This is a genomic window from Streptomyces sp. NRRL WC-3618 (genome assembly GCF_001280005.1).
GTDB lineage: Bacteria > Actinomycetota > Actinomycetes > Streptomycetales > Streptomycetaceae > Streptomyces.
The window spans coordinates 37054-61719 of sequence record NZ_LGDW01000336.1; the positions used below are offsets into that span (position 1 = coordinate 37054).

A 24666-nucleotide genomic window follows, 5' to 3' on the forward strand; every position below is an offset into this window, starting at 1 on the left:
AGACCGGTTTCTCGGCGAGTCTCGGCTGGTTTCGGCCGGTCAGGCGCAGCAGTCCGGGTCCAGTCCCGTCGGCAACAGTTCGCCCCCGAAGACCGCGCAGGTTGCCTCGTGGCCGCCGAGTGCGGCGACCGCGAGAAGCAGGGAACCCGCCGTCCAGGTGGTGAGTTCGCGCGGCCAGATCGCCTTCGCGTCGAACACGTACCCCGTCCAGTAGAGGCCGCTGTCCTCGTCGCGCAGGTGCTGGATCGACTGGAGTATCTCCAGAGCCCGGTCGGACTCGCCCACCGCCCAGAGCGCCAGGGCGAGTTCGGCCGACTCGCCGCCCGTCACCCACGGGTTGGGCACGACACAGCGCACCCCGAGTCCGGGGACGACGAAGCGCTCCCAGCCCTCCTCTATACGGGACTTGGCCTCCGTACCCGTCAACGCGCCGCCCAGGACGGGGTAGTACCAGTCCATCGAGTAGCGGGCCTTGTCGAGGAACCGCTCCGGGTGCCGGCGGATGGCGTGCCGTAGCGCGCCCACCGCCAACTCCCAGTCGGGCTGGGGCTCTTCGCGTTCCTCGGCGATGGCGAGTGCGCAGCGCAGGGCATGGTGGACGGACGAACTCCCGGTCAGCAGGGCGTCGTTGACGTCCGTGCCGTCGTCCTCGCGCTTCCAGCCGATCTCACCGCCGGGCTGCTGCAACTGGAGGACGAACTCGACGGCCGCGAAGACCGTCGGCCACATCCGGTCCAGGAAGGTGTCGTCGCCGGTGGAGAGGTAGTGGTGCCAGACGCCGACGGCTATGTAGGCGACGAAGTTGGTCTCGCGGCCCCGGTCGGTGACGGCGTCCGCGTCCCCGTCGGCGTACGCGGCGTACCAGGAGCCGTCCCCGGCCTGCTGGGCGGCCAGCCACAGGTACGCCCGCTCGGCGGCCTCGTGTTCGCCGGCCGCGTCCAGGGCCATCGCGGCCTCGGTGTGGTCCCACGGGTCGAGATGGTGCCCCCTGAACCACGGGATGGCTCCGTCCTCCCGCTGCTCCGCGAGGATCCCGCGGACGGTGAGGGCGGCCTGCTCGGCGGTGAGGACCCCGGGCAGGACGAGGTGTTCTGTCCGGGGGGTCGTCACTTGGCGGCCACCTCGGCTTCCGGCTGGGAAAGGCTCGGGAGGTGCGGCTTCGTCGCGTACGCCACGAAGCTCTTGCCGATCAGCGGGTTCAGCGCCTGCTCGGCGACCCGGGTGGCCAGCGGCTTCTTCATGATGTCCCAGACCAGCAGCTTGTGGTACGCGCGGACCGGCAGCACCTTGTCGTTGTCCACGCCGAACGCGCACTTCAGCCACCAGTACGGGGAGTGCAGGGCGTGGGCGTGGTGGGTGCCGTAGGGCGTCAGTCCCGCTTCTTCGATCTTCGCGAGGAGCTCGTCCGCCTTGTAGATGCGGATGTGGCCGCCCTCGACCTCGTGGTAGGCGTCGGAGAGGGACCAGCAGATCTTCTCGGGGCCGTAGCGCGGCACGGTGATCGCGATCCGGCCGCCGGGCTTCAGCACCCGGACCATCTCGGCGAGGACGCCCTTGTCGTCCGGGATGTGCTCCATGACCTCGGAGATGATCACGACGTCGAAGGACTCGTCGGGGAACGGCAGCGCCAGGGCGTTGCCCTCCATGGCCGTGGCGGTGGCCCCGGCGGGCGCCTCGCCCGCCTCCTTCATCGCCGCGAACCACTTGGCGACCTCGCGGATCTCGTCACCGTTCTGGTCCAGCGCCACGACCTGCGCGCCGCGCCGGTAGCACTCGAACGCGTGCCGGCCGGCTCCGCAGCCGAGGTCCAGAACACGGTCGCCCGGGGCCAGCGGGAACCGGGTGAAATCGACGGTCAGCACGAAGTCCTGCTTTCGCGGTCGGGGGTCACGTGGGGGGCGGGTATGGACGTGGGCGTGGAGCCGCCCGAAGACGAGGGACGGGAGGGTCTTGGCGCGGAGCGGGCGATCGCCTCGCGGTAGTGGGCCACCGTGCCCTCCGCCGCCCGGGCCCAGGTGAAGCGGGTCAGCACGCGCTCGCGGCCCGCCCGGCCGAGGCGCGCCCGCAGTTCGGGGTTGGCGAGGAGGGTCGCCAGGGCGGTGGCCAGGGCTCCGGGGTCTCCGGGTGGAACGGCCAGACAGGTCTCCCCGTCGGGGCCGGCCACCTCCGGGATCGCTCCGCCGGTGGTGGCGACCAGGGGCGTACCGGTGGCCATCGCCTCGGCCGCCGGGAGCGAGAAGCCCTCGTACAGGGACGGTACGCAGGCGATCTCCGCCGAGCGCACCAGGTCGACGAGTTCCGCGTCCGAGATGCCCTTGACGAACTCGACGGCGCCTTCGAGGCCGTACCGCTCGATGGCCTGGGCGACGGGCCCGTCCTCGGCGCGCCTGCCGACGACCACGAGGTGGGCGGCGGGATGTTCCGTACGTACCTTCGCCAGCGCCTCGACGAGGAACACCAGCCCCTTGAGGGGAACGTCCGCGCTGGACGTGGTCACGATGCGGCCCGGTATCCGGGGCACCGCCGGGTCGGGTGCGAAGAGGTCGGTGTCGGCGCCGATGTGCACGACGTGGACGCGGCTCTCCCGGACGCCGAGATGGTCGACGATCTCCTGACGCGACGTACCCGAGACGGTGAGCACCGACGGCAGGCGGCGCGCCACCCGCTTCTGCATCCGGGTGAAGCCGTACCAGCGTCGTACGGACAGACGGCGGCGCCGGCTGTCGGCCGCATCCAGGTCCAACTGCCGGTCCACGGTGATGGGGTGGTGGATCGTGGTGACGAGCGGGGCGCCGATGTCGCCCAACAGGCCGTATCCGAGCGTCTGGTTGTCGTGTACGACGTCGAACTCACCGCTGCGCTCGCGCAGTTGGCGGCGGGCCCGGAGGGAGAAGGTGAGCGGTTCGGGAAAGCCGCCGGTCCACATCGTGGCGACCTCGAGCGCGTCGATCCAGTCGCGGTACTCGTCCCGCCCCGGGGTGCGGAAGGGGTCCGGCTGGCGGTACAGGTCGAGGCTGGGCAGCTCGGTGAGGACGGGGTCGGGACCCCGTTCACCCCGGGCGCGGCCGTCGAGTACGTCCAGCACCGGGTACGGCTGGGAGCCGATGACCTCGACGCGGTGACCGAGCCGGGCGAGTTCGCGCGACAGATGGCGTACATAGACGCCCTGGCCGCCGCAGAACGGGTTCCCCTTGTAGGTCAGAAGTGCGATGTTGAGTGGTCGCTCGCCGTCCGCGGCGGGATCCCCCTGAGGGCCTGCCTCGCTGGCCTCGGCCGTCACTCCCGGCCCCCTTCTCCCCACGGTTTCCCGCGAGACTACGACGGGACGCTAATCTAGAACAAGTTTCAGACTTGATCGTTCAGGAGGCTCCGAATCTACCGGCAGGTACGTCGACTGTGAGCGGTGGATCAGGTGATTCGCGCCACGGCGTCCGCGCGACGCGGACGTGCCATGCTGACTGTTTGCTGACACACGACTGACCGATTGCCACCTGATCGTCCACTCGATCACCGTGCGATCACCGACTGTCACGGAACGGGACCCATGTCTGCCGACGCGAAGGTGGAAGCCCCAGAAGCCGCCACGGCGCGACCGAGTTCGCCGCCGCCCTCCGCTCCGCTCACCGAGCGTCAGGAGGCCCGTCGGCGCCGGATCCTGCACGCGAGCGCGCAGTTGGCGAGCCGGGGCGGTTTCGACGCGGTGCAGATGCGGGAGGTCGCGGAGTCCTCGCAGGTCGCGCTCGGCACGCTCTACCGGTACTTCCCGTCCAAGGTGCATCTTCTGGTCGCCACCATGCAGGACCAGTTGGAGCACATGCACGGCACGCTGCGGAAGAAGCCGCCGACGGGGGACACGGCGGCGGAGCGGGTGGCGGAGACGCTGATGCGCGCGTTCCGTGCGCTCCAGCGGGAGCCGCATCTGGCGGATGCGATGGTGCGGGCGCTGACGTTCGCGGACCGGAGTGTTTCGCCCGAGGTGGATCAGGTGTCCCGTCAGACGACGGCGATCATCCTGGACTCGATGGGGTTCGGTGAGGGCGAGGGTGGGGGTGCGGGTGAGTCGGGGCGGGGGCGCCCGACGCCCGAGCAGTTGTCGGCGGTGCGGGTGATCGAGCACACGTGGCATTCGGCGCTGATCACGTGGCTGTCGGGGCGGGCGTCGATCGCCCAGGTGAAGATCGACATCGAGACGGTGTGCCGGTTGATCGACCTGACGGATCCTGCGCGGAACTGAGCAGGTCACCGTGGGTACCGGCACGCTCCGAGCGCGCGAAAGAGACCTACGAGACGGGTTACCCGCCGGTATTACCCGGACAGGTCCCGAGGGGTGCCTTCCGGCCCGACCACTGCCGTCCAGCCTCTCAGTCCTACCGTCAACGTCGGCCCCAGCGGATGCCGAAGCGTCTCGCCCAAGTCGGCTACGACGGTTGAACTCCCTCACTCGTCCCGTAGGCCGACTTCCATAATATGACTTATGTCATGATATGGAAGCCCTCGCGGGGAATATTCGAAGATTTTCAGGGGATTTTCAGCCCTCCGGCGGAAACACCGGCTCCCCGTCCTCCGCCAGCGTGATCGTGATCGCCTCCACCGGACAGTTCTCCGCCGCCGCCAGTACCTTCTCGTTCGCGTCCATGGTCGGTTCGAGTGGGTGGGACTGCATTCCCGTGTCGAGGCGGAAGCCGTCCGGGGCCCGGTGGACGCACTGGGCCGAGCCGATGCACAGTCCGCGGTCCACCTCCACGTGCCAGCGGTCGCCCATGGCCGTTATCCCTCCCAGCCGGCCGGGAGGTGGATCATCTTGTGTTCCAGGTACTCGCCGAACCCCTCGGGCCCGAACTCCCGCCCGAGCCCCGAGTTCTTGTAGCCGCCGAACGGGCCGAGCATGTCGAGGCTGAAGGTGTTCACCGAGTACGTGCCGGTACGGACCTGCCGGGCGACCTCGATGCCGTGCGCGACGTCGGCCGTCCACACGCTGCCGGAGAGGCCGTAGTCGGAGTCGTTCGCGATCTTCACGGCGTCGGACTCGTCGCCGTACGGGATCAGGCAGATGACCGGGCCGAAGATCTCCTCGCGGGCGATACGCATCGAGTTGTCGACGTCGCCGAAGAGGGTCGGTTCGACGTACCAGCCGCGGTCGAGGCCGGCGGGGCGTCCGCCACCGGTGAGGATTTTCGCGCCCTCTTCCTGGCCGATGCGGATGTAGTCGAGGTTGCGCTGCTGCTGGCGTTTCGCGACCAGCGGGCCGACCTGGGTCGCCGGGTCGAGCGGGTCGCCGACCACCAGCGCGCTCGCGGCCTGGGTGAAGGCGTCCGCGAACTCGTCGTAGCGGGAGCGCGGCAGCAGGATGCGGGTCTGGGCGACGCACGCCTGGCCGTTGTTCATCCAGGCGGCGGAGACGATGCCGGGGACGGCGGTGTCGAGGTCGGCGTCGGGGAGGACGACGGCCGCCGATTTGCCGCCCAACTCCAGCGTCACGCGGGTGAGTTGGCGGGAGGCGACCTCCATCACGCGCTTGCCCGCGGCGACCGAACCGGTGAAGGAGATCTTGTCGACGCCGGGGTGCCCGACGAGGTACTCGCTGACCTCGCGGTCGGCCGGGAGGATGGAGAGAACACCGGGCGGCAGACCGGCCTCCTTCGTTATCTCCGCGAGGATGTACGCGTCGAGGGGCGACTCGGGCGACGGCTTGAGGATGACCGTACAGCCGGCGAGCAGCGCGGGCGCGAGTTTCGCCGCCGCGACGAACTGCGGGACGTTCCAGGGGGCCACGGCGGCGACGACGCCCACCGGTTCGCGCCGGACGAGGATGCGGCCGAGGGCGCCGTCGCGTGACTCCTCGTACGTGAAGTCGCGGGCGACGGTGATCGCCGCGTCCCACACCATCATCGCGCCGAGTGCCTGGGCGAGGATGCTCCAGGAGTACGGGGAGCCGTTCTCGGAGGAGATGACGCGGCCGATCTCCTCGTACCGTGCGGCGATACCGTCCTTGATGCGGGTGACGACGGCGATCCGCTCGTCGAGGGTCATCCGGGGCCAGGGTCCCTCGTCGAAGGCGGTGCGCGCGGCGGCGACGGCCCGGTCGACGTCGGCCGGCGAGGCGTGCGGCACGCGGCCGAAGACCTCTTCGGTGTGCGGGGAGATGACCTCGATGACGTCCTTGCCGAGGGGGTCGGTCAACTCCCCGCCGATGAACAGCTGTCCGTGTTCCACGAGCTCGGTCATGGCCGACTGCCTCTCGCCGACTGCCTCTCCGGGTACCGTCTCTGACGGTTCGTCAGATAGATACGGAGACAGTTACCAGTTCCCCTCCGAGGAGTCCACAGCTCTCACACGCCAGGCGGTAGGTGACTTGGGCTCCCATGGGAACTGGTTCTAGTTATAGTGACTGGCAGCCCAGCCACAGGGGAGCCCATGACACAGGTGTCGACACAGGTGACCGAGCACGGCGGGGGCGTACGGTCCCTCCGGGTCCCCATTCCGAACAATCCCCTCGGATACACGCTGGTGTACGTCGTCGACACCGACCGCGGACCGGTCCTCATCGACACCGGCTGGGACGATCCGCTGTCCTGGGACACACTCACCGAGGGCCTGTCGGCATGCGGTACGGCGGTCGGCGAGATCCACGGCGTGGTGATCACCCACCACCACCCGGATCACCACGGCCTGTCCGGCCAGGTCCGTGAGGCGTCCGGGGCGTGGGTCGCGATGCACGAGGCGGACATCGCGCTCGTCCGGCGGACACGCGACAACCGCGCCGACCGCTGGTACTCGTACATGATCGCGAAGCTCACGGCGGCCGGCGCGCCCGACGACCATATGGCGACCCTGACCAGGACCCCCGTCGGTCTCCTGCCCGGTTTCTCGCCCGCGTTGCCCGACCGCGAGATCGTCCCCGGCGAACTCCTCGACCTCCCCGGCCGCCGGCTGCGCGCGATCTGGACACCGGGCCACACCCCGGGCCACGTCTGCCTCCACCTGGAGGAGGCTCACCCGGACCGACTCCCGGGCAACGGGCGCCTGTTCTCGGGCGATCACCTGCTGCCCGGCATCACCCCGCACATCGGCCTGTACGAGGACCCCGACGACGCGACGGTCGCCGACCCCCTCGGCGACTACCTCGACTCCCTGGAGCGCATCGGCCGCCTGGCCCCGGCGGAGGTCCTCCCGGCCCACCGCCACGCCTTCCCCCAGGCGGGCGTCCGCGTACAGGAACTGCTCGACCACCACGACGAACGCCTCACCGGCCTCCGCGCCCTCCTCACCACCCCCCTCACCGCCTGGCAGCTGGCGGAACGCATGGAGTGGAACCGCCCCTGGGCCGACATCCCCCCGGGATCACGGAACATCGCGGTCTCGGAGGCGGAGGCCCACGTACGCCGACTGGTCAAACTGGGCCACGCGGAGGCGGTGCCGGGGAGTGAACCGGTGACGTACGTGGCGGTGTGAACCCGGTGCCGTGCACACGCACCGACCCACGCTGCCACTGACGGGCCGTTTTCGAGAGCCAGGTCACTTTCGACGTGCCCGGAGACGTGAAGCGGCCCATAGGACGCACGTCACCTACGAAGCGGCCTAGTAGGCGAATGCCCGTGTCATGCCCACACAGAAACCGGGCCTGACCTGCACATTGAGAGCCAGATCACAAAGGGCGCCAACCCCCCACATACGACCACAACTAGCAAAAGGGGTGATTGCGGACGGCCGTCGAGCCTGTTTCTGTAGAGGAGTCGCAAGGCGCCACGAACCCCCACGGGTCGCGGCGCCACCGCATGTCACCGCCACCCACGCAGTACGCACCACCCGGCATCGATCTGCACGCGACGGCCCTGACCCCGAAGAAAAGGTTCTCCGTGTTCGTCTCCCGTATCGCTCGCACCCTCGCCTCCCCGAAGAAGGCCCTCTCCACCGCCGCCGTGGCCGCCGCCACCGCCGGTATGGTCCTGGCCGCGGCTCCCGCCCACGCGGCGACCTCTTCCTCGGCCTCCCACGCCAAGGCGATCGCGCACAAGCTGATCCCGAACGACGCGCAGTTCAACGCATTCAGCCGGATCGTCGAGCACGAGAGCGGCTGGAACATCAACGCCACCAACGCCTCCTCCGGCGCGTACGGCCTGGTCCAGGCCCTCCCCGGCTCGAAGATGTCCTCGGCCGGCTCCGACTGGAAGACCAGCGCCGCCACCCAGATCGAGTGGGGCCTGAAGTACATGAACCAGCGCTACGGCAGCCCGGTCGGCGCCTGGAACTTCTGGCAGGCCCACCACTGGTACTGAGCCGGCCCGCGCGACACCGCATCAGCGCGACACGGCGTAAGCACGAAGGCGACGGCCCCCGATCATTCGGGGGCCGTCGCCTTCGTACGTATGTCATAGGCGTCCGTGGTGGACTGACCCGATGAGCCCCGAGGCAACCGAACCGGCCCAGCCATCGCCGTCATCGCCGCCGTCGCCGCCGTCGTCATCGTCATCGTCATCGTCGTCCTCTTCGTACGATCCCGAATCGCGCGGTCTGCGGCTCGTGGCCGTTCTGCTGGTGCTGACGGTGGTCAGCGGGCTGATCGACGCCGTCAGCTATCTCGGGCTCGGGCACGTCTTCACCGCCAACATGACCGGCAACGTCGTCGTGCTCGGCTTCGCCGCCGCCGGGGCGCCCGGCTTCTCCGTACCGCACACGCTGACGTCGCTGGCCGCGTTCGTGGCGGGCGCGGTGGCCGGCGGGCGCCTCTCGGGACGTCTGGGCGGCGGCTCGCGCCGGAGGTGGGCCCGGATCACCCTGGCCGTCGAGGCGGTGTTCCTGGGCGCGTCCTCGGCGGTCGCCTTCGCGGCGCCCGACGCGACGGCCACCGGCTACGCGCTGATCGCCGTCACGGCCTTCGCGATGGGCTTGCGCAACGCGACCGTACGCAGACTGGGCGTCCCCGACCTGACGACCACCGTCCTGACGATGACCCTCACGGGTCTCGCCGCCGACTCCCGCGCGGCCGGCGGCACCGGCAGGCACTCCCCGCGCCGCTCGGCGTCGGTGGTCGCGATGGCGCTGGGCGCGGCCCTCGGGGCGTGGCTGGTGGTCCGGCACGGGCTGGGGATCCCGCTTCTCGTCGCCGCTGTCGCGGTGGCTGCGTTGGCCGTGTGCGCGTCCGGGCGGGAGTGAGGGGGCCCGCCATGCCGTGCGGGGCGAGTTGCGTTGCTAACGATTCATAACTCTTGGCGATTGCTGTGGGTAGAGTCACGCGGTCCACGAGGACGGTCCGGGGGCGTGCGTCGTGCGTCCGCGACCCGCGTGACCTGCGCAATCCGCTTGGGCGAGCCGGTTTTCCCGCCGTCGGCGATCTCGCGCGCGGACCGTGCGCGCGTGTGGCCGCCGAGAGTCGGGAGTACCTGCGGGGCCCACGACGGGCCGGAGCGGAGCATACTGACGTTAATGACAAAGACAGCGGTAACGCGGGCCCACCTGGCCACCAGCCCTTTCAAAGCCCCTGTGGCACCCCCTGCCAAGCACTTCGCGGCAGGCGACCGAGTCACTCACGACGTCTTCGGCCTCGGCCGAGTGACCACCGTCGAGGATGGCATCGCAGTGCTCGTCGATTTCGGCGGGCGTCAGGAACGGATCGTCAGTCCGTACGCCAAGCTGACCGTTCTGTGAGATCTGCCGTGCCCCCCTCTCGAACACCAGGAGACCTTCCATCGAGCTGACATCTCTGTTCTCCGCGCCGGAACCGACTGCGTTCCACGCGAGGACCGATTCGCCGACCCCGGAGATCGACCCCTTCCAGGCGCCGGCCTTCCGGGAGGGCACTCCCGGCGCCTCCGTGAACCTGGCGGACGACCCCGGCGCCTGGGATCAGCTGTGAGCCACACCGTCGCAGCGGCGTGACCGCCGACCGAGTCGCCCAGTGACGGGGTCGCGAACTCCGGGTGCCCGTCAGGTACGGGGCATCGGGAGGGCGTACACCCTGTCGAAATGCTGGGCGATCAGCGGATGGTCGGTCCCCGCGGCGGTGTCACAGGACAACTGCCAGTCGTTGATGCCCGTGTCCCGACCGTCGGTGAAGTTCCAGAGCAGTTCGCCCCGCCGGGCATCGATCGCGTAGAAGCCGTCCTTGTTGGCCTCGGCCGTGACGAACACCGCGTCGGCGCCCGCGACGAGGGCGTTGTCCAGGTCCAGCCGGGGCGTTTCGCAGAACCAGCGCCGCGAGCCGTCGGCGGCGTCGAACGCCTCGACGCCGTGCGGGTTGCTCGTCGTGCAGTAAACCGTGCCGTCCGCCGCGGCCACAGAGGCGAATCCGCCCTTCTCCTGCGGCACCCGCCAGCGCGGCGCACCCGACACCAGATCCACCGCGACGAGCTCGCTGTCGGCGGCGAAGACCGTGTTGTCGAGCACCACCGGCGCCGATCGGGTCTCCGAAGTGGACGCCATGGGCCGAGTCCACAGGATGCTTCCCCGGGCGTCGCCGCCCCGGGCCGTCAGACGGTGCAGCCCGTCCAGGTAGACGAAGCGGTCGGCGTCGATGAACGGCTTCAGGTCGAGGCCGATGTCCTCCCTGCTGATGGGGATGACCTGGGCCAGGCGCGCCTTCAGATTCGTCCCGAGGACGACGTTCGTCGAGGTGGCGGGACCCCGTGACCCGTCCGGCCGGTTCTGGCGGTCGAACCGCAGTCCGACGATGGTGACGGTGCCCACGGCCCCGCCGAGCAGCGTGTCGAAGCGGAAGTCCGGCCCGAAGTCCAGCGAGTACCGCTCGGCGCCCGTGACCGCGTCGACGCCCAGCACGGTCGCGCCGGTGCCGAGGGCGACGACGACGTCCGAGACGACCAGGGGCGGGGTGGGCGACTGGCTGATGCCCTGGTAGGTCCACCGGGGGCGGGCGCCGTCGGTCAGACCGAGGCAGAAGAGGACACCGGACTGCGTCTTCATCAGGGCGGTTTCGTTGTAGAAGACCGCCGGTGCCTGGAGGAGCGGTTCGCTGCGGTACGTCCACAGCGGTCTCGGCGCCGGACCGGCGGGGGTCGCCGCGCCGGCCGGGGCGTCCTTCGATCCGTGGAGCAGCGCGGTGGCGCCGGCGCCCAGAGCGAGCGCCGCGACCCCCGTGAGGACCCCTCGGCGGGATACGCCCGGCGCGGACGGGCGCCGGGCCCGGTGGGTGCCCCGCTCGGGCGACTGCGCGGGCGGCTGTGCGGGCGGCTGCCCGTGTGCCGGGGCGGGTCTCGGTTCTTCGGGCTCGGGGAGGACAGCGCGCTGGGGGCTGCTCTGGCGCTCCGCGACCAGTCGCTGGACGGCCGCCAGGCGCGGGTCGACGCGGAGGTTGCCGGCGCCCGGGGCGGCCGCCATGGCGGCATGGGCGGGCTCCCGGCCGACCGCGTTCGCGCTCGCGTTCGTCTTCGCGTCGAGACCGAGGTCCAGTTCCCGGTCCAGATCCAGATCCAGCTCCAGGTCCATGAGGGCGGCTGCCTGCGCTCCGATCGAGGCGAGCACCGGTTCCGGCAGCCAGCCGGTCCAGTCCACCGCGTCGGCGCCGCCGGGCGCGCAGGCCGCCGAGACCCGGTCCGGGCTGGGCCGGTCGTCCGGGGACTTCTCGAGGCAGCGACCGATGATCGTGTCCAGCGGGGCGTTGACGCCCGTCAGGTCGGGCGTGCCGTGGACCACCTGGTACAGCAAGCCGGCCGCCGACGCGCCTTCGAAGGGCGCCTGACCGGTGGCCGCGTAGGCCAGCACCGAGCCGAGACAGAACACGTCGCCCGCCGGGCCCATCGGGTTCCCTGTGGCGTGCTCGGGGCACATGTACCTCGGGGAGCCCAACAGCACGCCGGACAGGGTGAGTTCGTAGCCGTCGGTGGCCCGGACGATGCCGAAGTCGATGACGCGCGGGCCCTCGGCGGAGAGCAGCACGTTGGACGGCTTGAGGTCGCGGTGGACCAGCCCCGCGGCGTGTACGGCGATCAGCGCCTCGGCGAGTCCGGCGCCGAGGGCCAGTACCGATCTCGGTGGCAGTGGCCCGTACGCCTCGACGGCCTCGGCCAGCGTGGGGCCGAGGATGTGGGTGGTGGCGAGCCAGGGGACGGGGCCGTCCGGGTCGGCGTCCAGGACGGACGCCGTGTAGGTGCCGCTGACCGCCTGGGCGGCCTCCACCTCGCGGCGGAACCTGTCGCGGAAGGCCCTGCCCGAGGCCAGTTCCGGCCGGATGACCTTGACGGCCACGGACTGTTGCCGGTCGTCCTTGGCGAGGAAGACCTCGCCCATCCCTCCGGCACCGAGTCTCGCGACCGGACGGTACGGCCCCAACCGGACCGGATCCGTGGGACGAAGTGGCTCCATGGTCCTCAGCTCGCCTGTTCCCCGTCGTTCCGCGTCTGCTCCCCGTTGGATGGGGCTGCAGGGAGAGTAGGGGCTCAGGGACACATGGCGCACGCAATCGGGCAACTCATGGCCAATACTTGAGACTTCACGCAGGGAGGGTTCGGACGTTACACGTGACGTCCGGACGAATCAGGCACGACCTGCGCTTTCTCCCCGCCCCTGTGGCCGTCGGCCGTCAGCTCCGGGTCGCGTACACGATGAGGTTGTTCACCGGATGCCCCTGGGCGTCGAAGTCGCCGTCGCAGGTGATGAGCCGCAGGGCACGGTCCTGGGTCGGGCCGTAGACCTTCTTCGTGGGGAAGACGGTCTTGCCGACACTCTCCGTGGCCGTGACGGTGAAGTGGACGGCTCCTCCCCGCACGTCGGTGACGGTGATGTCCGCGCCCTTGGTGATCTTCCTGAGGTCGTGGAAGACGGCTCTGCCGAGGTGGGTGTCGTTGTGGCCGATGATGACGGCCGCGCCGACCTCACCGGGCACCACGCCGCCGGTGTACCAGCCCGCTGTCATCCCCTTCTCGGCGGGCGGGACCTCGACCGTCCCGTCCGTGTTGAGGCCCAGCCTCATCAGCGAACTGGCGATCCCCACGGAAGGGACGGCGACCCGGGCGGGGGCGGGCCCGGCCGCCGGAGTGTTCGGGGCCGCGGGCCGCCCGGACTCCGGGGCGTCGGGCGAGGCGGTGCCGACGGCGCCGGGGACCGCGCGGACCGTCGGGTCCGGGGTGGACGAGCAGCCGGTGAGCACGACGACGAGGAGGATCAGGGTGATGGTCGCGATCAGGGCCACGGCGAGACGGCCCCGGGACAGGGCCGGACGGAGTGCAGGGGGCAACGCGAGCTCCAGAACAGGGTGCGGTGCGAGGGTTCGGGGAACGCACAGGGCGCCGCCCGGTGAAGGACGGCGCCACCGTGTCGTCACTGAGGTCGTGCTGCCGGGTCAGCCGTCGCGGCGGCCGGCGGTGCGGCGGCGCAGTACGTAGGTGCCGGCGCCCGCCAGCAGCAGGGCGCCCGTGGCCGAACCGATGAGGGCGCCGGTGTTGTTGTCATCCTGGGCGGGGGCCTCGCCCGCGGCGACACCGCCCCGCGGGTAGTCCTTGCCGGACGTGGCCTTCACGGCTTCGGCCTTCTTGTCCTCGAGCTCCTTGGCCTTCCTGGCCTCGGCGTCCTTGGACTGCCGGGCGTCCTCGGCCTTCTTCTTCGCCAGGGCCTCCTTGCCCTCCGGGGTCAGGTCGGTGGCGCCCGGCGTCGGAGTCGGGTCGGTGGCGAAGGCCGCGGTGGCCGGGACGAGCAGCGCGCCGGCCGCGACGCCGGTCAGGACGGCGATACGCAGCGGGCGCAGAGTGAGACGGCGGGACATGTAAGGGCTCCAGTTCCAGCCCGGCTTGGTCGTACCTGGTTGCCGATCCGCACCAGGTTCCGGGCATGACCCCACTCTGGCCGCCAGTTGTCAGGAAGCTGTCAGAGCGCCGTGGTCATCCCATCAGGGTCGGCCGCGCTCCCCCGCGCCGCCGCAGTCGGCAGCCGCAGCGTGAAGGTCGCCCCCTCGCTCTCCGTGCTCACCACGTCCACCGTGCCGCCGTGGGCCTCGGCGAGCTTGAGGACGATCGCGAGGCCCAGACCACTGCCGCCGGTGCTGCGGCTGCGGGACTTCTCCGCCCGCCAGAAACGGTCGAACACATACGGGAGATCGCCCGCCGGGATGCCGCTGCCGGTGTCGGACACCTCGACGGCGAGCTGCTGCCCGGTGCCGGCGCCCGTGACGTACGAGCGCAGGGTCACCGTGCCGCCCGCCGGTGTGTGGCGTACCGCGTTGGAGAGCAGGTTGCTGACGGCCTGGCGCAGCCGCACGGGGTCGGCGTCGAGGAGTGGCGAGCGTGGGGTGTCTGTCGGCGCGGGTACGGCCGTGAGGGCGACGCCCGCCTTCTCGGCCAACCCCTGGTGTGCGGCGGCCACTTGGCCGAGCAGCTCGTCGATCCGTACCGGCTTGCGGTGCAGTCGCAGGGCGCCCGCGTCGGCCGCGCCCAGGTCCTGGAGGTCGTTGATGAGGTGCTGGAGCTGCACCGCCTCCTCCAGGAGCGAGGAGACGAACGCCGGGTCCGGTTCGGCCAGTCCGTCGTGGGCCGCCTCCAGCCAGCCCCGGATGTTGCTCAGCGGCGTACGCAGCTCGTGGGCGACGTCGCTGACCATCACCTTGCGCTGCTCCTCCAGCCGGGCGCGGTGCGCGGCCATGTCGTTGAAGGCCGCCGTCAGCCGTCCGATCTCGTTGTCGGAGACGACGGGCACCGGCACCGGCGCCGAGTCCAGACCGTCCCGCATGCGCTGGGCGGCCCCGGTGAGCGCGTGCAGCGGGCGTACGAGCCTGGCTCCCGCGAGGACGGAGGCGCCGACAGTGAGGGCGAGGACGAGGGCGGTGACCCCGGCGATGCGCGCGGTGTTGGCCGGGGAGAGGTCGAGGCCGGGTACGCCGGCGGCGCCGGGGCCGTCGATGAACAGGAGGGCGGGCTCGGCGACATAGGCGGTGAGCTGCTCGCGGCGGGCGCTGACGACACAGGCGGCGACAGCCCGGTCGTACCCGCTGTCGCGGATCTTGGAGGGGACGTAGTCGAACGCGCCGCCGGCAGCCGCCTTCCGCTCGGCCGCCGCGGCGTCCTCCGCCTTCTTGGCAGCCAGAACCTTCTCTTCGGCCTCCCGCTTGGCTCGACTGTCCACGAGGTCGGGAGCCGTGCCGTAGTCCTGCCCGTACGGGTCCCTGTAGCCCCGGTCCCAGGACAGGTCCAGGTTCAGTTTCACGGCCGTACGGCCCTGTCGTTTCAGGCAGGCGTCGGCCAGTCGGTTCAGGGCGCCGAGGGCTTTTTGCTCGGTCGGGGTGGGACTGGCCGGAAAGGCCGCCAGGCACTTGGCTTCCAAAGAGCGGTCGATCTCGCTGTTCGTCCCGTTGCCGGTCTCTTCGCTCACGAACTGGACGCGGGACCGCCCGCCCGGGGTCTCGACGATGTCGGCGGCGACACCCATCCGGCTGAGGCACTCCACCTTCCCGGCGGAGACCTTCCACAGCGCGGCGCGTTCCTTCGCGGGCAGCCGGAAAGGGCCCACGGCTCGTGGGTCGACGGGGTCCGCGCCCGCCTTGGCCGCGTCGGGCACCAGCACGGTGTCGACGGACAGCGGGTCGACGACCGCCGAGGGCTGCGGCGCCAGCGAGGCCGCAGGTGAACTGCCGCCCGGGGAGCGCGAGTTCGCCGAGTCGGCGAACGGGCGCCGGCCCTGGGTGGTCAGCACGATCCGACGCCCCGACCGCTGGGCCAGGTCGCGCACGGTGGCGTCGACGCCGTCCCAGTCGGGGTGGGTGGCCGCGTAGCCGAGGAGGATGTTGTAGATCTGCGCGCCGGACTTGAGGTTCTGCCCCTGTTCCTGGCGGATCGCGACGGAGGTCGTCTGCACGGCCAGCCAGGCGGTCGCGGCGACCGAGCAGGAGGCCACGAGCGCCGTCACGGTCAGCAGCCGCCCGGCCAGGCTCTTGCGCAGCGGCAGCCGACCGCCCTTCGCACCCTTCGCACTCTTCGCGGCCCCCTTCTCAGGACGACGCATGGCGCACGTTCCTCGCGGGGTCCGTCAGTTTGTAGCCGACGCCGAAGACGGTGACGATGCGGGACGGGCGGCGGGGGGCGCGCTCGATCTTCTTGCGCAGGTTCATGATGTGCACGTCGACGGTCCGGCCGCTGATGTACTTGTCGAAGCCGTGCAGTTCGTCCAGGAGCCGCGCCCGGGTGAACACCCTGCCGGGCTCGGACGCCATCGCCGCGAGGATACGGAACTCACCGGGCGTGCACTCGACGGGCGTCCCGGCGACCGACACCTCGTGCCGCGCCGGGTCGATCCTGAGCGCGCCGACCACCAACACCCCCTCGTCCGGGGCCTCTTCGGGCCCGGGGGCGGGGGAAGGGGCGGGCGCGGAGACCGGTACGGGAACGGGGGCCGGGTCGGTGCCGCGCCGGTTGCGGCGCAGCAACGTCCGTACCCGCGCCGTCAGTTCGCGCGGGCTGAACGGCTTGGTCATGTAGTCGTCGGCGCCGAGGTCGAGGCCGAGGAGCAGATCGTCCTCGGTGCTGCGGGCCGTCAGCATCAGTACCGGCACCTCGCGGCCTTCGGCGCGCAGGATCCGTACGACGTCGAGGCCGTCGGCTCTGGGCATCATCACGTCGAGGACGACCAGGTCGGGTTCCTGGTGCCGGACCGTCTCGAGAGCGGTCCGGCCGTCCTCGACGACCGTGACGGTGTGACCCTCGTGCTCCAGATAGCGGCGCACCAGTTCGGCCTGCTTCGCGTCGTCTTCGGCGACCACAATGTTTGCGCACACGCCGGAGATCGTAGCGACCGCCGGCGTCGGCAGGACCGTAAGAGGCTTTACCGCGAGGGCAGTTCGGTGGTGGACAGCCGGGGATGCAGACGTGCCGTCGAGCGGCCCGTGAGGTCGAGGAGCAGTTCGGCGAAGAGGGCGTCGCCCCAGCCGAACCAGGCGCGGGTGAAGGTCGCCGGGTCGTCGACGTGGAAGCTCTCGTGCACGGAGCCGGTACCTCCGTCGGTGCGCAGCACCAGCTCAGCGAGGCGGGTCCGCTCGGCCGCGTCGTCGCTGGTCAGCGCCTGCATGGTGAGGGAGAGCGGCCAGACGTGGCCGGGCGGGGTGTGCGGACTGCCGATACCGGCGGCCGAACCGCCAGCGTAGAAGTAGGGGTTGGCGTCGCTGAGGACGAACTCGCGGGTGCGCAGGTAGAGCTGGTCGCCCGGGTCGCACCAGCCGAGGTAGGGCAGCGAGAGCAGGCTCGGGATGTTGGCGTCGTCCATCAGCAACTGCCCGCCGAGACCATCGACTTCGTACGCGTACACCCTCGGGTCTGCCCCCGTGGTCACCCCGTGCGTACGCACGCCCGTGGCGATCTCGCCCGAGAGGGCGGCGGCGTCGGCGGCGAGGCCGGGGTCGTCGAGCGCCGTCGCCAGTTCGGCGAGGCCGGCGAGGGCGACGGCCGCCATGGCGTTGGACGGGACGAGGTAGCCGTGGTGGCAGCGGTCGTCGCTGGGGCGGAAGCCGGACCAGGTCATACCGGTGGGCGCGACCGGCGCGCCCCGGCCGCCGCGCGGCAGCGAGTCGAACGCGTCGTCGCCGAGGCGCCGGAACTCGTACGGTGAACGGTTCTCGTGGTCCTGCTCGACCCGCCACAGGTCGATGATCCGGCGGGCGGCGCGCGTGAAGCGGTCGTCGCCGGTGAGGTGGCCGAGGCTGCCGGTGGCCCGCCAGATGCCGTAGGCGAGTTGGAGCGGGGCGCAGAGCGAGTCGACCTCGTACTTCTGCTCCCAGACCAGCGGGTCGGGGGTCGGCTCGTCGATGTAACCGGCGCCGGAGCCGTCGGGTTCGGCGTTGAAGGAGTTGGCGTACGGGTCGGCGAGGACGTAACGCAGCTGGCGGCGCAGGACGCCCGTGAGCGCGGCGGCTACGACGGGGTCCTCGGCGGCGAGGAGGTACGGGCGGACCTGGGCGGTGCTGTCGCGCAGCCACATCGCGGGGATGTCGCCGGTGAGGACGAAGACCTCGCCGTCGGGGAGCGGGCGCATGGCCCTGCCCCAGGTGCCGGCCAGCAGCCCGGTGAAGCGGTCGGCGGCGCTCGGGTCGAGGGCGCGCAGCTCGCGGTGCACGTCGGCACTCAGAGCGCGGAGCCCTTCCGGCAGCTCGCGTTCCGGTTCGTCGATCGACGGCATGATCATCCTCTCGCGCACTTCCCCGCAGCCTGTGACAGCATTGCCGGGACAACGTTGTCAGACACGGCGTTGTCAGACCCTACGCACCGAGCCCCGTACCGCGCAAGGCATGGAAATCCCCTGTTCCGGCCCTTCGACGCGGCCCCGCGCAGGGCGAGCAGCTGACGAAGGGCACGTCGTGCAGAGGAGTGACCACGTCCACGTCCGCCGACGGCCTCAACTGCCGGGTGACTCAGCCCTGTTACCGGAGCGGAGTCACTGCTCCGCCCGCAGGTCGTCCCAGGTCGCCCGCTTCACGATGCCGTTGACGACGAGCCCCTTGTCCGTCTGGAAGCTCCTCATCGCGGCCTCCAGCCCATCGCCGAACACCCCGTCCACGGCCCCGCCGATCTCGTACCCGCGCTTCAGCAGGATGCACTGGACCTGCTTGACGCGCTTGCCCGTGTCTCCGGGGGCCGTGCGGGCCCTGCCCGCGTAGTACGTGCAGTCGGTGACCCAGGGGGCCAGGTCGGGCTCGGTCGGGGAAGGGTCCGGAGAGGGCGTGGTGGCGGAGGGCGTGGGAGTGGCCTCGGGGCCGCCGTCCGTTCCGGCGACCGCGCCCGTTCCTGGCCCCGCGCCCGGTCCGGCGACCGTGCCCGCGTCCCCGCCCGCACCCGTGGCCCCGTCCGTAGGGGCGCCCGGGGCCGTGGGGTCCGGCTTGCCGTCACCGTCGCCGTCGGTGGAGCCGGGGACCAGAGACGCTACCGCGGGGCCGTCGACGGTCTCGGCGCCGCTGCCGGACGTGGACGGGGCCGACTTTCCGTCCGAGGTCCTCGGCGTCGGCAGGGAGTCGCCCGTCTTCGCCGTGGTGCCGGCGGACGCCGTCGCGGGCCCCCCCGAGGGCGAGGCGGTCGCGGGGTCCGTCGGACGGGCGAGTACGAAGACCAGCGCGGTCAGGGAACAGAGGGCGACGGCCGCCGCCGTGGCCGGTGCCGGCCTGCGGACCCAGGCGAGAGCTCCCGCCGGGCGCCGCTTCCCCGGGGACGTCTCGGCGGACGCCGCGTCCGGGGCCGGCGGCGGGACGGGGGCCGCGTCCTTCGGTACGACCGGCAGCGGGGGCGCCGGGTTCGGGCGGTGGCCCGGGTTGCGCAGCTCGGCCGTCCGTTCGACGGGGAAGCGGTACAGCGTGTCGTACGCCCGCTGCCGCTCCAGCACGCTGCCGAGCAGCGGTTCCGGCCAGTCGGGCGCCTGCGTGAACGCACCGGCACGCTCCCGCGCCGCTTCGATCAGCGCGCTCGGCGTCGGCCGTCGCTCGGGTTCCTTGGCGAGGCAGGCGGCGAGCAGCGCGCCCAGCGCCGGGTCGGTCGCCGTGATCTCGCCGATCACCTCGGCGTCGGGTTCCTCGAAGGCGACCCGGTGCATCACGTCGACGCCGGTGCCGTCGCCGAAGGGGGCCCGGCCGGCCGCCGCGTAGATCAGCGTTCCGGCGAGGGAGAACACGTCGGAGGACGCGTCGCACTGGCCGGTCCTCAGGTACTCCGGGGACATGTAGGCGGGCGTGCCGACCCGGTTGCCGGTGCCGGTGATCGCACTCGCGTCGGCGGCCTTGGAGATGCCGAAGTCGATGACGTGGGCGCCCTGGACCGACAGCAGCACGTTGGACGGCTTCAGGTCCCGGTGCACGATCCCCGTGGCGGCGAGGTCGGCGAGCGCCTGCCCCAACTCCGCCACCAACCGCCAGACGGCGCCCGGCTCCAGGGCGCCGCCCTCCCGGACGGCGTCGGCGAGATCGAGCGCGGCGAGATACTCCGTGGCCATCCACAGCAGCTCGTCCTGGAACCCCGTACCGCACAGCCTCGGTGCGCGCGGGGTACGGACCCGGCTGTGCACCAACGCCTCCTGTTCGAACCGGCGCCGGAACGTCGGGTCCTCGGCGTACTCCGGCCGGATCACCTTGACGGCGAACAGGCCGGGGCTGTCGTCCGAGGGGCGCGCGAGATAGACCCGCCCCATGCCACCGCTGCCGAGCAGCGCCAACGGCATGTAGGGGCCGACGACCTCGGGGTCGGCGGGGCGCAGCGGCGCGGCAGCCGTCTGCCGCAGCGCGGCTGCTTCGTCCGTCACGGATCCCCCGAAATGATCGTCTACGTACACCAGTTCGCCTCATCGGCTGCGAGGACGAGGCTAACTCAGTCGGGGCGGGTACGTTCATGCTTTCGATCAGTTCCGTCACGCTGCGCACTCGGTCGGGATCCGACAGACACCGGCCCACAACTGGGCGCGTCCGCTCACTGGGTGGTCGGGTTGTCGGGATACGCCTCCAGATTGCGGCGCGTTTCGGGCACAGTGTCGCCGCCGAACCACCACGAGGTCTAAGCCGTCACCGACCTCGACGCCCTCGATCGCCTGGATGCCCATCAGCGCGGCGGCCGGCAGGGTGTCCCGGCCCGCAGTCACCGTGCACATGCGACCCCAGGCCCACCGACACCCCCGCACTCAGGCGCGTCCGGCGATCGGGCGAACATCCTCACAACCGCTGGATGATCGTCCCTGTCGCCAGCGCTCCGCCCGCACACATGGTGATGAGCGCGAACTCCTTGTCCGAGCGCTCCAGTTCATGCAGGGCCGTCGCGATCAGCCGGGCGCCGGTCGCCCCCACCGGATGGCCGAGGGCGATCGCCCCGCCGTTCACGTTCACCTTCGCCAGGTCCTGTTCGAAGACCTGCGTCCAGCTCAGCACCACGGAGGCGAACGCCTCGTTGATCTCGACCAGGTCGATGTCCTTCAGCGTCATCCCCGCCTTGCCGAGCACCGCCCGGGTCGCGTCGATGGGCCCGTCCAGATGGAAGTGCGGGTCGGATCCCACCAGCGCCTGGGCCACGATCCGCGCCCTCGGGCGCAGCTTCAGCGCCCGCGCCATCCGCTTCGACGCCCACAGGAGCGCGGCCGAACCGTCGCTGATCTGGGAGGAGTTGCCCGCCGTATGGACGGCCGTGGGCATGATCGGCTTGAGGGAGGCCAGCGCGTCGGCAGACGTGTCCCGCAGCCCCTCGTCCCGGTCGACGAGCCGCCACATGCCCTGCCCGGCGCCCTGCTCCTCCTCCGTCGTGGGCACCTGGACGGCGAACGTCTCGCGCTTGAACCGCTCCTCCCCCCACGCGACCGCCGCCCGCTCCTGCGACACGAGCCCCAGCGCGTCCACGTCCTCGCGGGTCAGGCCCCGACGCCGGGCGATCCGTTCCGCCGCCTCGAACTGGTTGGGCAGATCCACGTTCCACTCGTCGGGGAACGGTTTCCCGGGGCCGTGCTTGGACGCCGCTCCCAGCGGCACCCGCGACATGGCCTCGACGCCGCAGCTGATGCCGACGTCGATGACGCCCGCCGCGATCATGTTGGCGACCATGTGCGAGGCCTGCTGGGAGGAACCGCACTGGGCGTTGACCGTCGTCGCCGCGGTCTCGTACGGCAGGCCCATGGTCAGCCAGGCGGTGCGGGCGGGGTTGGCGGACTGCTCGCCGGCCTGGGTGACCGCGCCGCCGACGATCTGCTCGACGCAGTCGGCGGGGATGCCGGTACGGCCCAGGAGTTCACGGTAGGTCTCGCCCAGGAGGTAGGCGGGGTGGAGGTTGGCGAGCGCGCCGCCGCGCCTGCCGATGGGGGTGCGTACGGCTTCGACGATCACGGGTTCCGCGGCCATGGTGGGGAGTTCCTCTCCTCAGGTCACCCGCGCGGCGCGGGCGTCCCGGCCACCCGCCACGCAGAACTAGTACGCGTTCTAGTTCTGCTTGCAGTCTGCTGACGGGCCCTCCGGCACCGCAACCCCCTTGCAGCGCCCGATAGCACAAGCGGCGCCCGGAATTGGCGGTGTCGTGACCCTTGCCTCTTCTGGAACGCGTTACTACCTTCGCGGCACCTACTTCTTCTGATGGACCGTCAGATGCTGTTCCGATGACGGGAGTTTTCGATGGCATCCTGCCCCGCGCTGCCCGAAGGGTTCGACTTCACCGACCCTGACGTGCTGCAACACCGCGTACCTCTCCCGGAGTTCGCCGAGCTGCGCGCCACCGAGCCGGTCCACTGGGTGTCCCAGCGCCCCGGCATCGCGGGCTTCGCCGACGAGGGCTACTGGGCCGTCACCCGGCACGCGGACGTCCGATACGTGTCGACGCACCCGGAGTTGTTCTCGTCCACCACCAACACGGCGATCATCCGCTTCAACGAGCGCATCGAGCGCGACGCGATCGACGCCCAGCGGCTGATCCTGCTCAACATGGACCCGCCCGAGCACACCCGCGTCCGCCAGATCGTGCAGCGCGGCTTCACCCCGCGCGCGATCCGCGCCCTGGAGGACAACCTGCGCCGTCGCGCGCTCGCCATCGCGGCGAACGCCGCCGCCCGCAACGGTCCCTTCGACTTCGTCACCGAGGTCGCCTGCGAACTGCCCCTCCAGGCCATCGCCGAGCTGATCGGCATCCCGCAGGAGGACCGCCTGAGGATCTTCGAGTGGTCCAACAAGATGATCTCGTACGACGATCCGGAGTACGCGATCACCGAGGAGGTCGGCCAGGAGTCGGCCATGGAACTCATCGCGTACGCCATGAACATGTCCGCCGACCGCAAGCAGTGCCCGGCGAAGGACATCGTCACCACGCTGGTGGCCGCCGCCGACGAGGGCAACCTCGCCTCGGACGAGTTCGGCTTCTTCGTGCTGATGCTGGCCGTCGCGGGCAACGAGACGACCCGCAACGCCATCACCCACGGCATGCACGCCTTCCTCACCCACCCCGACCAGTGGGAGCTGTACAAGCGCGAACGCCCGGCCACCACCGCCGAGGAGATCGTGCGCTTCGCGACCCCCATCGTCTCCTTCCAGCGCACGGCCACCCAGGACACCGAGCTGGGCGGCCAGAAGATCAAAGAGGGCGACCGGGTCGGCCTGTTCTACTCCTCCGCCAACCGCGACCCCGAGGTCTTCGACTCCCCGGACGCCTTCGACATCACCCGCGACCCCAATCCGCACCTAGGCTTCGGCGGCGGAGGCCCGCACTTCTGCCTCGGCAAGTCCCTGGCCGTCCTGGAGATCAACCTGATCTTCAACGCCCTCGCCGACGCCATGCCGGGCCTCACCCTGGTGGGCGACCCGCGCCGGCTGCGCTCGGCCTGGGTCAACGGCGTCAAGGAACTCCAGGTGAGCGCGGGCTAGCCCACGACCTGCCCGGTACCCAGTACTCGGGCTGGCGGCATCCCGGCGTCGCCGGCCCGTCCGACGTCCCGCCCGACGTGAGGCAGGGGCCTACCCCTACGCCCCGCCCCTGCCTCCGCCCACCACCGCCCGTAGAATGCGGGCGCAACTGCAACTACGACGGTGAGGCGTGCCGGTGCGATCCTGGCAGCGTTGTCTGGACGCGGCGGGAGTGACCAGCGGTACGGACCGCGCCGCGTACTCGAAGGCCAAGCAGTTCATGCTGAGCCGGGAACCCGCCGGCCATCTCGCGGTACGGCTGCTGATACCCGACCGCCTCCAGCCCCACATCCTGGCGGGGTACGCGTTCGCGTCGTTCACCGACGACCTGTGCGACCGGGGCACGGTCGAGGAGCGGACGCGTCGCTACGCGGGCTGGGCCGAGCAGGTACGCACCGCGCTGGACACCGGGACCGCCCGGCACCCCCTGCTGCGCGCCTTCCTGCACACCGCCGAGGCTCGTGAACTGCCGCGCTCCTGGGTCGACTCGTACCTCGTGGGCGCCGAAGTCGACCTGGACTTCCCCGGGTTCACGACCGAGGACGACTACCAGGCGTACATCGAGAAGCTCACCTGGCCGTTCCTCATGATCACCTCGGGCCTGTCGATGCCGGGCGGCGGCACCCAGGCCTTCGCGGACAGCTGCCGTCTGCTCGCCGACGCCTGCCAGCGCACCGACTTCCTCACCGACCTGGCCGAGGACCTGCGCGACGGCCGCCTCTACCTCCCCACCGACGACCTGGAGAAACACGGCGTCGTACGCGCCGACCTGGAAAACGGCCGGAACCTCCCAGGCGTCCGCTCCCTGCTCACCGCCACGGCGACAGCAGCCCACGCCACACTCCGCGAGGCCACCCGGATAGTCGCCGAACTCCCGGAAGAACAGCGCCCATTGACCCGCTTCGTCATCCTCCTCCACGACCACCGCCTACGCCGGGCAAGGTCAATGGGCGCGGCGGTGACCCGGGGCCCGGTCCGGGACAACCCGATCGAGTGCGTGCGCCTGCTGGTCCGGGCGCACCGCCGAACCCTGAACCTGCCGGCCACATAGACCCGCCCCACAGGACCACGCCCCCTCGAACCACGGGCTACGCAGAGGCGCCCCACAGGGACACGGCCCCCTGGATCTGCCGGCTACGCAGACGCGCCCCACAGGGGCGCGAGGAACTGCGCGACAAGCCCCCACCGCCCCGCAGCCAAGCACCAGCACACACCGCCCCACCCACACCCACAGCCCTGAAACCACCGGCCGCGCACACGCGCCCCACAGGGGCGCGAGGAACTGCGCGACAAGCCCCCACCGCCCCGCAGCCCACGCACTACGTCAGCACCCCCTCCCGCAC

At 71.1% G+C, this 24666-nt stretch carries 20 protein-coding genes and 1 pseudogene; 7 read left to right on the plus strand and 14 right to left on the minus strand.

Features of this window, described 5'->3' with window-relative positions; translation table 11 throughout:
- Positions 1 to 39: 39 nt before the first annotated feature.
- Genes ADL01_RS24805 through ADL01_RS24815 form a run of 3 tightly spaced genes read right to left on the minus strand, consistent with a single transcriptional unit; the run spans position 40 to position 3280 of the window.
- Positions 40 to 1110, minus strand: coding sequence for a prenyltransferase (locus ADL01_RS24805; protein ID WP_053744230.1), 1071 nt, complete (start codon positions 1108 to 1110; stop codon positions 40 to 42).
- Entirely contained in the window at positions 1107 to 1862 is a 756-nt protein-coding gene (locus ADL01_RS24810; protein WP_053744231.1) for a class I SAM-dependent methyltransferase, read from the minus strand. Before ADL01_RS24810 ends, ADL01_RS24805 begins: the two co-directional genes overlap by 4 nt.
- A complete protein-coding gene (locus tag ADL01_RS24815) occupies positions 1856 to 3280 on the minus strand; it encodes a glycosyltransferase family 4 protein (protein ID WP_053744232.1) in 1425 nt (474 codons plus the stop codon). The genes ADL01_RS24810 and ADL01_RS24815 overlap by 7 nt, the downstream gene beginning before the upstream one ends.
- 264 nt (positions 3281 to 3544) lie before the next feature.
- Between ADL01_RS24815 and ADL01_RS24820 the strand changes: the two genes are divergently transcribed.
- A complete protein-coding gene (locus ADL01_RS24820; protein ID WP_053744233.1) occupies positions 3545 to 4234 on the plus strand; it encodes a TetR family transcriptional regulator in 690 nt (229 codons plus the stop codon).
- 294 nt (positions 4235 to 4528) lie between these two features.
- On the opposite strand, the gene ADL01_RS24825 is transcribed toward ADL01_RS24820, so the two are convergent.
- Positions 4529 to 4762, minus strand: a complete 234-nt coding sequence (locus ADL01_RS24825; RefSeq protein WP_053744234.1) for a ferredoxin — start codon at positions 4760 to 4762, stop codon at positions 4529 to 4531.
- Between the two features lie 5 nt (positions 4763 to 4767).
- Positions 4768 to 6225, minus strand: a complete 1458-nt coding sequence (locus ADL01_RS24830) for an aldehyde dehydrogenase (RefSeq protein ID WP_053744235.1) — start codon at positions 6223 to 6225, stop codon at positions 4768 to 4770.
- Between the two features lie 189 nt (positions 6226 to 6414).
- Here ADL01_RS24830 and ADL01_RS24835 point away from each other — a divergent pair, with 189 nt between their 5' ends.
- From ADL01_RS24835 to ADL01_RS24850, 4 genes are all read left to right on the plus strand, one after another.
- Positions 6415 to 7452, plus strand: a complete 1038-nt coding sequence (locus ADL01_RS24835; protein WP_053744236.1) for an MBL fold metallo-hydrolase — start codon at positions 6415 to 6417, stop codon at positions 7450 to 7452.
- Positions 7453 to 7856: 404 nt separating this feature from the next.
- Complete coding sequence (locus tag ADL01_RS24840; RefSeq protein ID WP_053744250.1) at positions 7857 to 8276, plus strand: transglycosylase SLT domain-containing protein; 420 nt, start codon at positions 7857 to 7859, stop codon at positions 8274 to 8276.
- A gap of 121 nt (positions 8277 to 8397) precedes the next feature.
- The gene (locus tag ADL01_RS24845) at positions 8398 to 9153 is read left to right on the plus strand and encodes a YoaK family protein (protein WP_234354778.1); all 756 of its coding nucleotides are present in this window, start codon (positions 8398 to 8400) and stop codon (positions 9151 to 9153) included.
- Positions 9154 to 9423: 270 nt separating this feature from the next.
- The gene (locus tag ADL01_RS24850; RefSeq protein ID WP_053744237.1) at positions 9424 to 9645 is read left to right on the plus strand and encodes a hypothetical protein; all 222 of its coding nucleotides are present in this window, start codon (positions 9424 to 9426) and stop codon (positions 9643 to 9645) included.
- Positions 9646 to 9924: 279 nt separating this feature from the next.
- On the opposite strand, the gene ADL01_RS24855 is transcribed toward ADL01_RS24850, so the two are convergent.
- From ADL01_RS24855 to ADL01_RS24890, 9 genes and pseudogenes are all read right to left on the minus strand, one after another.
- Positions 9925 to 12315, minus strand: a complete 2391-nt coding sequence (locus tag ADL01_RS24855) for a protein kinase domain-containing protein (protein ID WP_107090982.1) — start codon at positions 12313 to 12315, stop codon at positions 9925 to 9927.
- A gap of 217 nt (positions 12316 to 12532) precedes the next feature.
- Complete coding sequence (locus tag ADL01_RS24860; protein WP_107090983.1) at positions 12533 to 13186, minus strand: class F sortase; 654 nt, start codon at positions 13184 to 13186, stop codon at positions 12533 to 12535.
- 105 nt (positions 13187 to 13291) lie between these two features.
- Positions 13292 to 13711, minus strand: a complete 420-nt coding sequence (locus ADL01_RS24865; RefSeq protein ID WP_053744239.1) for a hypothetical protein — start codon at positions 13709 to 13711, stop codon at positions 13292 to 13294.
- A 101-nt stretch (positions 13712 to 13812) separates the two neighbouring features.
- A complete protein-coding gene (locus tag ADL01_RS24870; protein ID WP_053744240.1) occupies positions 13813 to 15939 on the minus strand; it encodes a sensor histidine kinase in 2127 nt (708 codons plus the stop codon).
- Entirely contained in the window at positions 15926 to 16708 is a 783-nt protein-coding gene (locus ADL01_RS24875) for a response regulator transcription factor (protein WP_078960738.1), read from the minus strand. The genes ADL01_RS24870 and ADL01_RS24875 overlap by 14 nt, the downstream gene beginning before the upstream one ends.
- Positions 16709 to 16755: 47 nt before the next feature.
- A complete protein-coding gene (locus ADL01_RS24880) occupies positions 16756 to 18102 on the minus strand; it encodes a glycoside hydrolase family 125 protein (RefSeq protein WP_234354779.1) in 1347 nt (448 codons plus the stop codon).
- 255 nt (positions 18103 to 18357) lie between these two features.
- Entirely contained in the window at positions 18358 to 20124 is a 1767-nt protein-coding gene (locus ADL01_RS24885) for a serine/threonine-protein kinase (protein ID WP_078960739.1), read from the minus strand.
- A 315-nt stretch (positions 20125 to 20439) separates the two neighbouring features.
- Positions 20440 to 20581, minus strand: a pseudogene (locus ADL01_RS46545) (chorismate synthase); the annotation flags it as partial.
- A 27-nt stretch (positions 20582 to 20608) separates the two neighbouring features.
- The gene (locus ADL01_RS24890; protein WP_053744242.1) at positions 20609 to 21778 is read right to left on the minus strand and encodes a steroid 3-ketoacyl-CoA thiolase; all 1170 of its coding nucleotides are present in this window, start codon (positions 21776 to 21778) and stop codon (positions 20609 to 20611) included.
- 267 nt (positions 21779 to 22045) lie between these two features.
- Here ADL01_RS24890 and ADL01_RS24895 point away from each other — a divergent pair, with 267 nt between their 5' ends.
- Together ADL01_RS24895 and ADL01_RS24900 are read left to right on the plus strand one after the other, a co-directional pair.
- On the plus strand, positions 22046 to 23284 hold the full coding sequence (locus ADL01_RS24895) for a cytochrome P450 (RefSeq protein ID WP_053744243.1): 1239 nt from the start codon (positions 22046 to 22048) through the stop codon (positions 23282 to 23284).
- A gap of 175 nt (positions 23285 to 23459) precedes the next feature.
- Positions 23460 to 24374, plus strand: a complete 915-nt coding sequence (locus ADL01_RS24900; RefSeq protein WP_159049621.1) for a phytoene/squalene synthase family protein — start codon at positions 23460 to 23462, stop codon at positions 24372 to 24374.
- The last annotated feature ends 292 nt before the right edge of the window (positions 24375 to 24666 follow it).

Excerpts from the sequence above, each read along its gene's own strand:
- ADL01_RS24820 (WP_053744233.1), top strand. The coding sequence starts at position 3,545 with ATGTCTGCCGACGCGAAGGTGGAAGCCCCAGAAGCCGCCACGGCGCGA.
- ADL01_RS24825 (WP_053744234.1), bottom strand. The coding sequence starts at position 4,762 with ATGGGCGACCGCTGGCACGTGGAGGTGGACCGCGGACTGTGCATCGGC.
- ADL01_RS24830 (WP_053744235.1), bottom strand. The coding sequence starts at position 6,225 with ATGACCGAGCTCGTGGAACACGGACAGCTGTTCATCGGCGGGGAGTTG.
- ADL01_RS24835 (WP_053744236.1), top strand. The coding sequence starts at position 6,415 with ATGACACAGGTGTCGACACAGGTGACCGAGCACGGCGGGGGCGTACGG.
- ADL01_RS24845 (WP_234354778.1), top strand. The coding sequence starts at position 8,398 with ATGAGCCCCGAGGCAACCGAACCGGCCCAGCCATCGCCGTCATCGCCG.
- ADL01_RS24850 (WP_053744237.1), top strand. The coding sequence starts at position 9,424 with ATGACAAAGACAGCGGTAACGCGGGCCCACCTGGCCACCAGCCCTTTC.
- ADL01_RS24855 (WP_107090982.1), bottom strand. The coding sequence starts at position 12,315 with ATGGAGCCACTTCGTCCCACGGATCCGGTCCGGTTGGGGCCGTACCGT.
- ADL01_RS24865 (WP_053744239.1), bottom strand. The coding sequence starts at position 13,711 with ATGTCCCGCCGTCTCACTCTGCGCCCGCTGCGTATCGCCGTCCTGACC.
- ADL01_RS24870 (WP_053744240.1), bottom strand. The coding sequence starts at position 15,939 with ATGCGTCGTCCTGAGAAGGGGGCCGCGAAGAGTGCGAAGGGTGCGAAG.
- ADL01_RS24880 (WP_234354779.1), bottom strand. The coding sequence starts at position 18,102 with ATGCCGTCGATCGACGAACCGGAACGCGAGCTGCCGGAAGGGCTCCGC.
- ADL01_RS24885 (WP_078960739.1), bottom strand. The coding sequence starts at position 20,124 with ATGCCGTTGGCGCTGCTCGGCAGCGGTGGCATGGGGCGGGTCTATCTC.
- ADL01_RS24890 (WP_053744242.1), bottom strand. The coding sequence starts at position 21,778 with ATGGCCGCGGAACCCGTGATCGTCGAAGCCGTACGCACCCCCATCGGC.
- ADL01_RS24895 (WP_053744243.1), top strand. The coding sequence starts at position 22,046 with ATGGCATCCTGCCCCGCGCTGCCCGAAGGGTTCGACTTCACCGACCCT.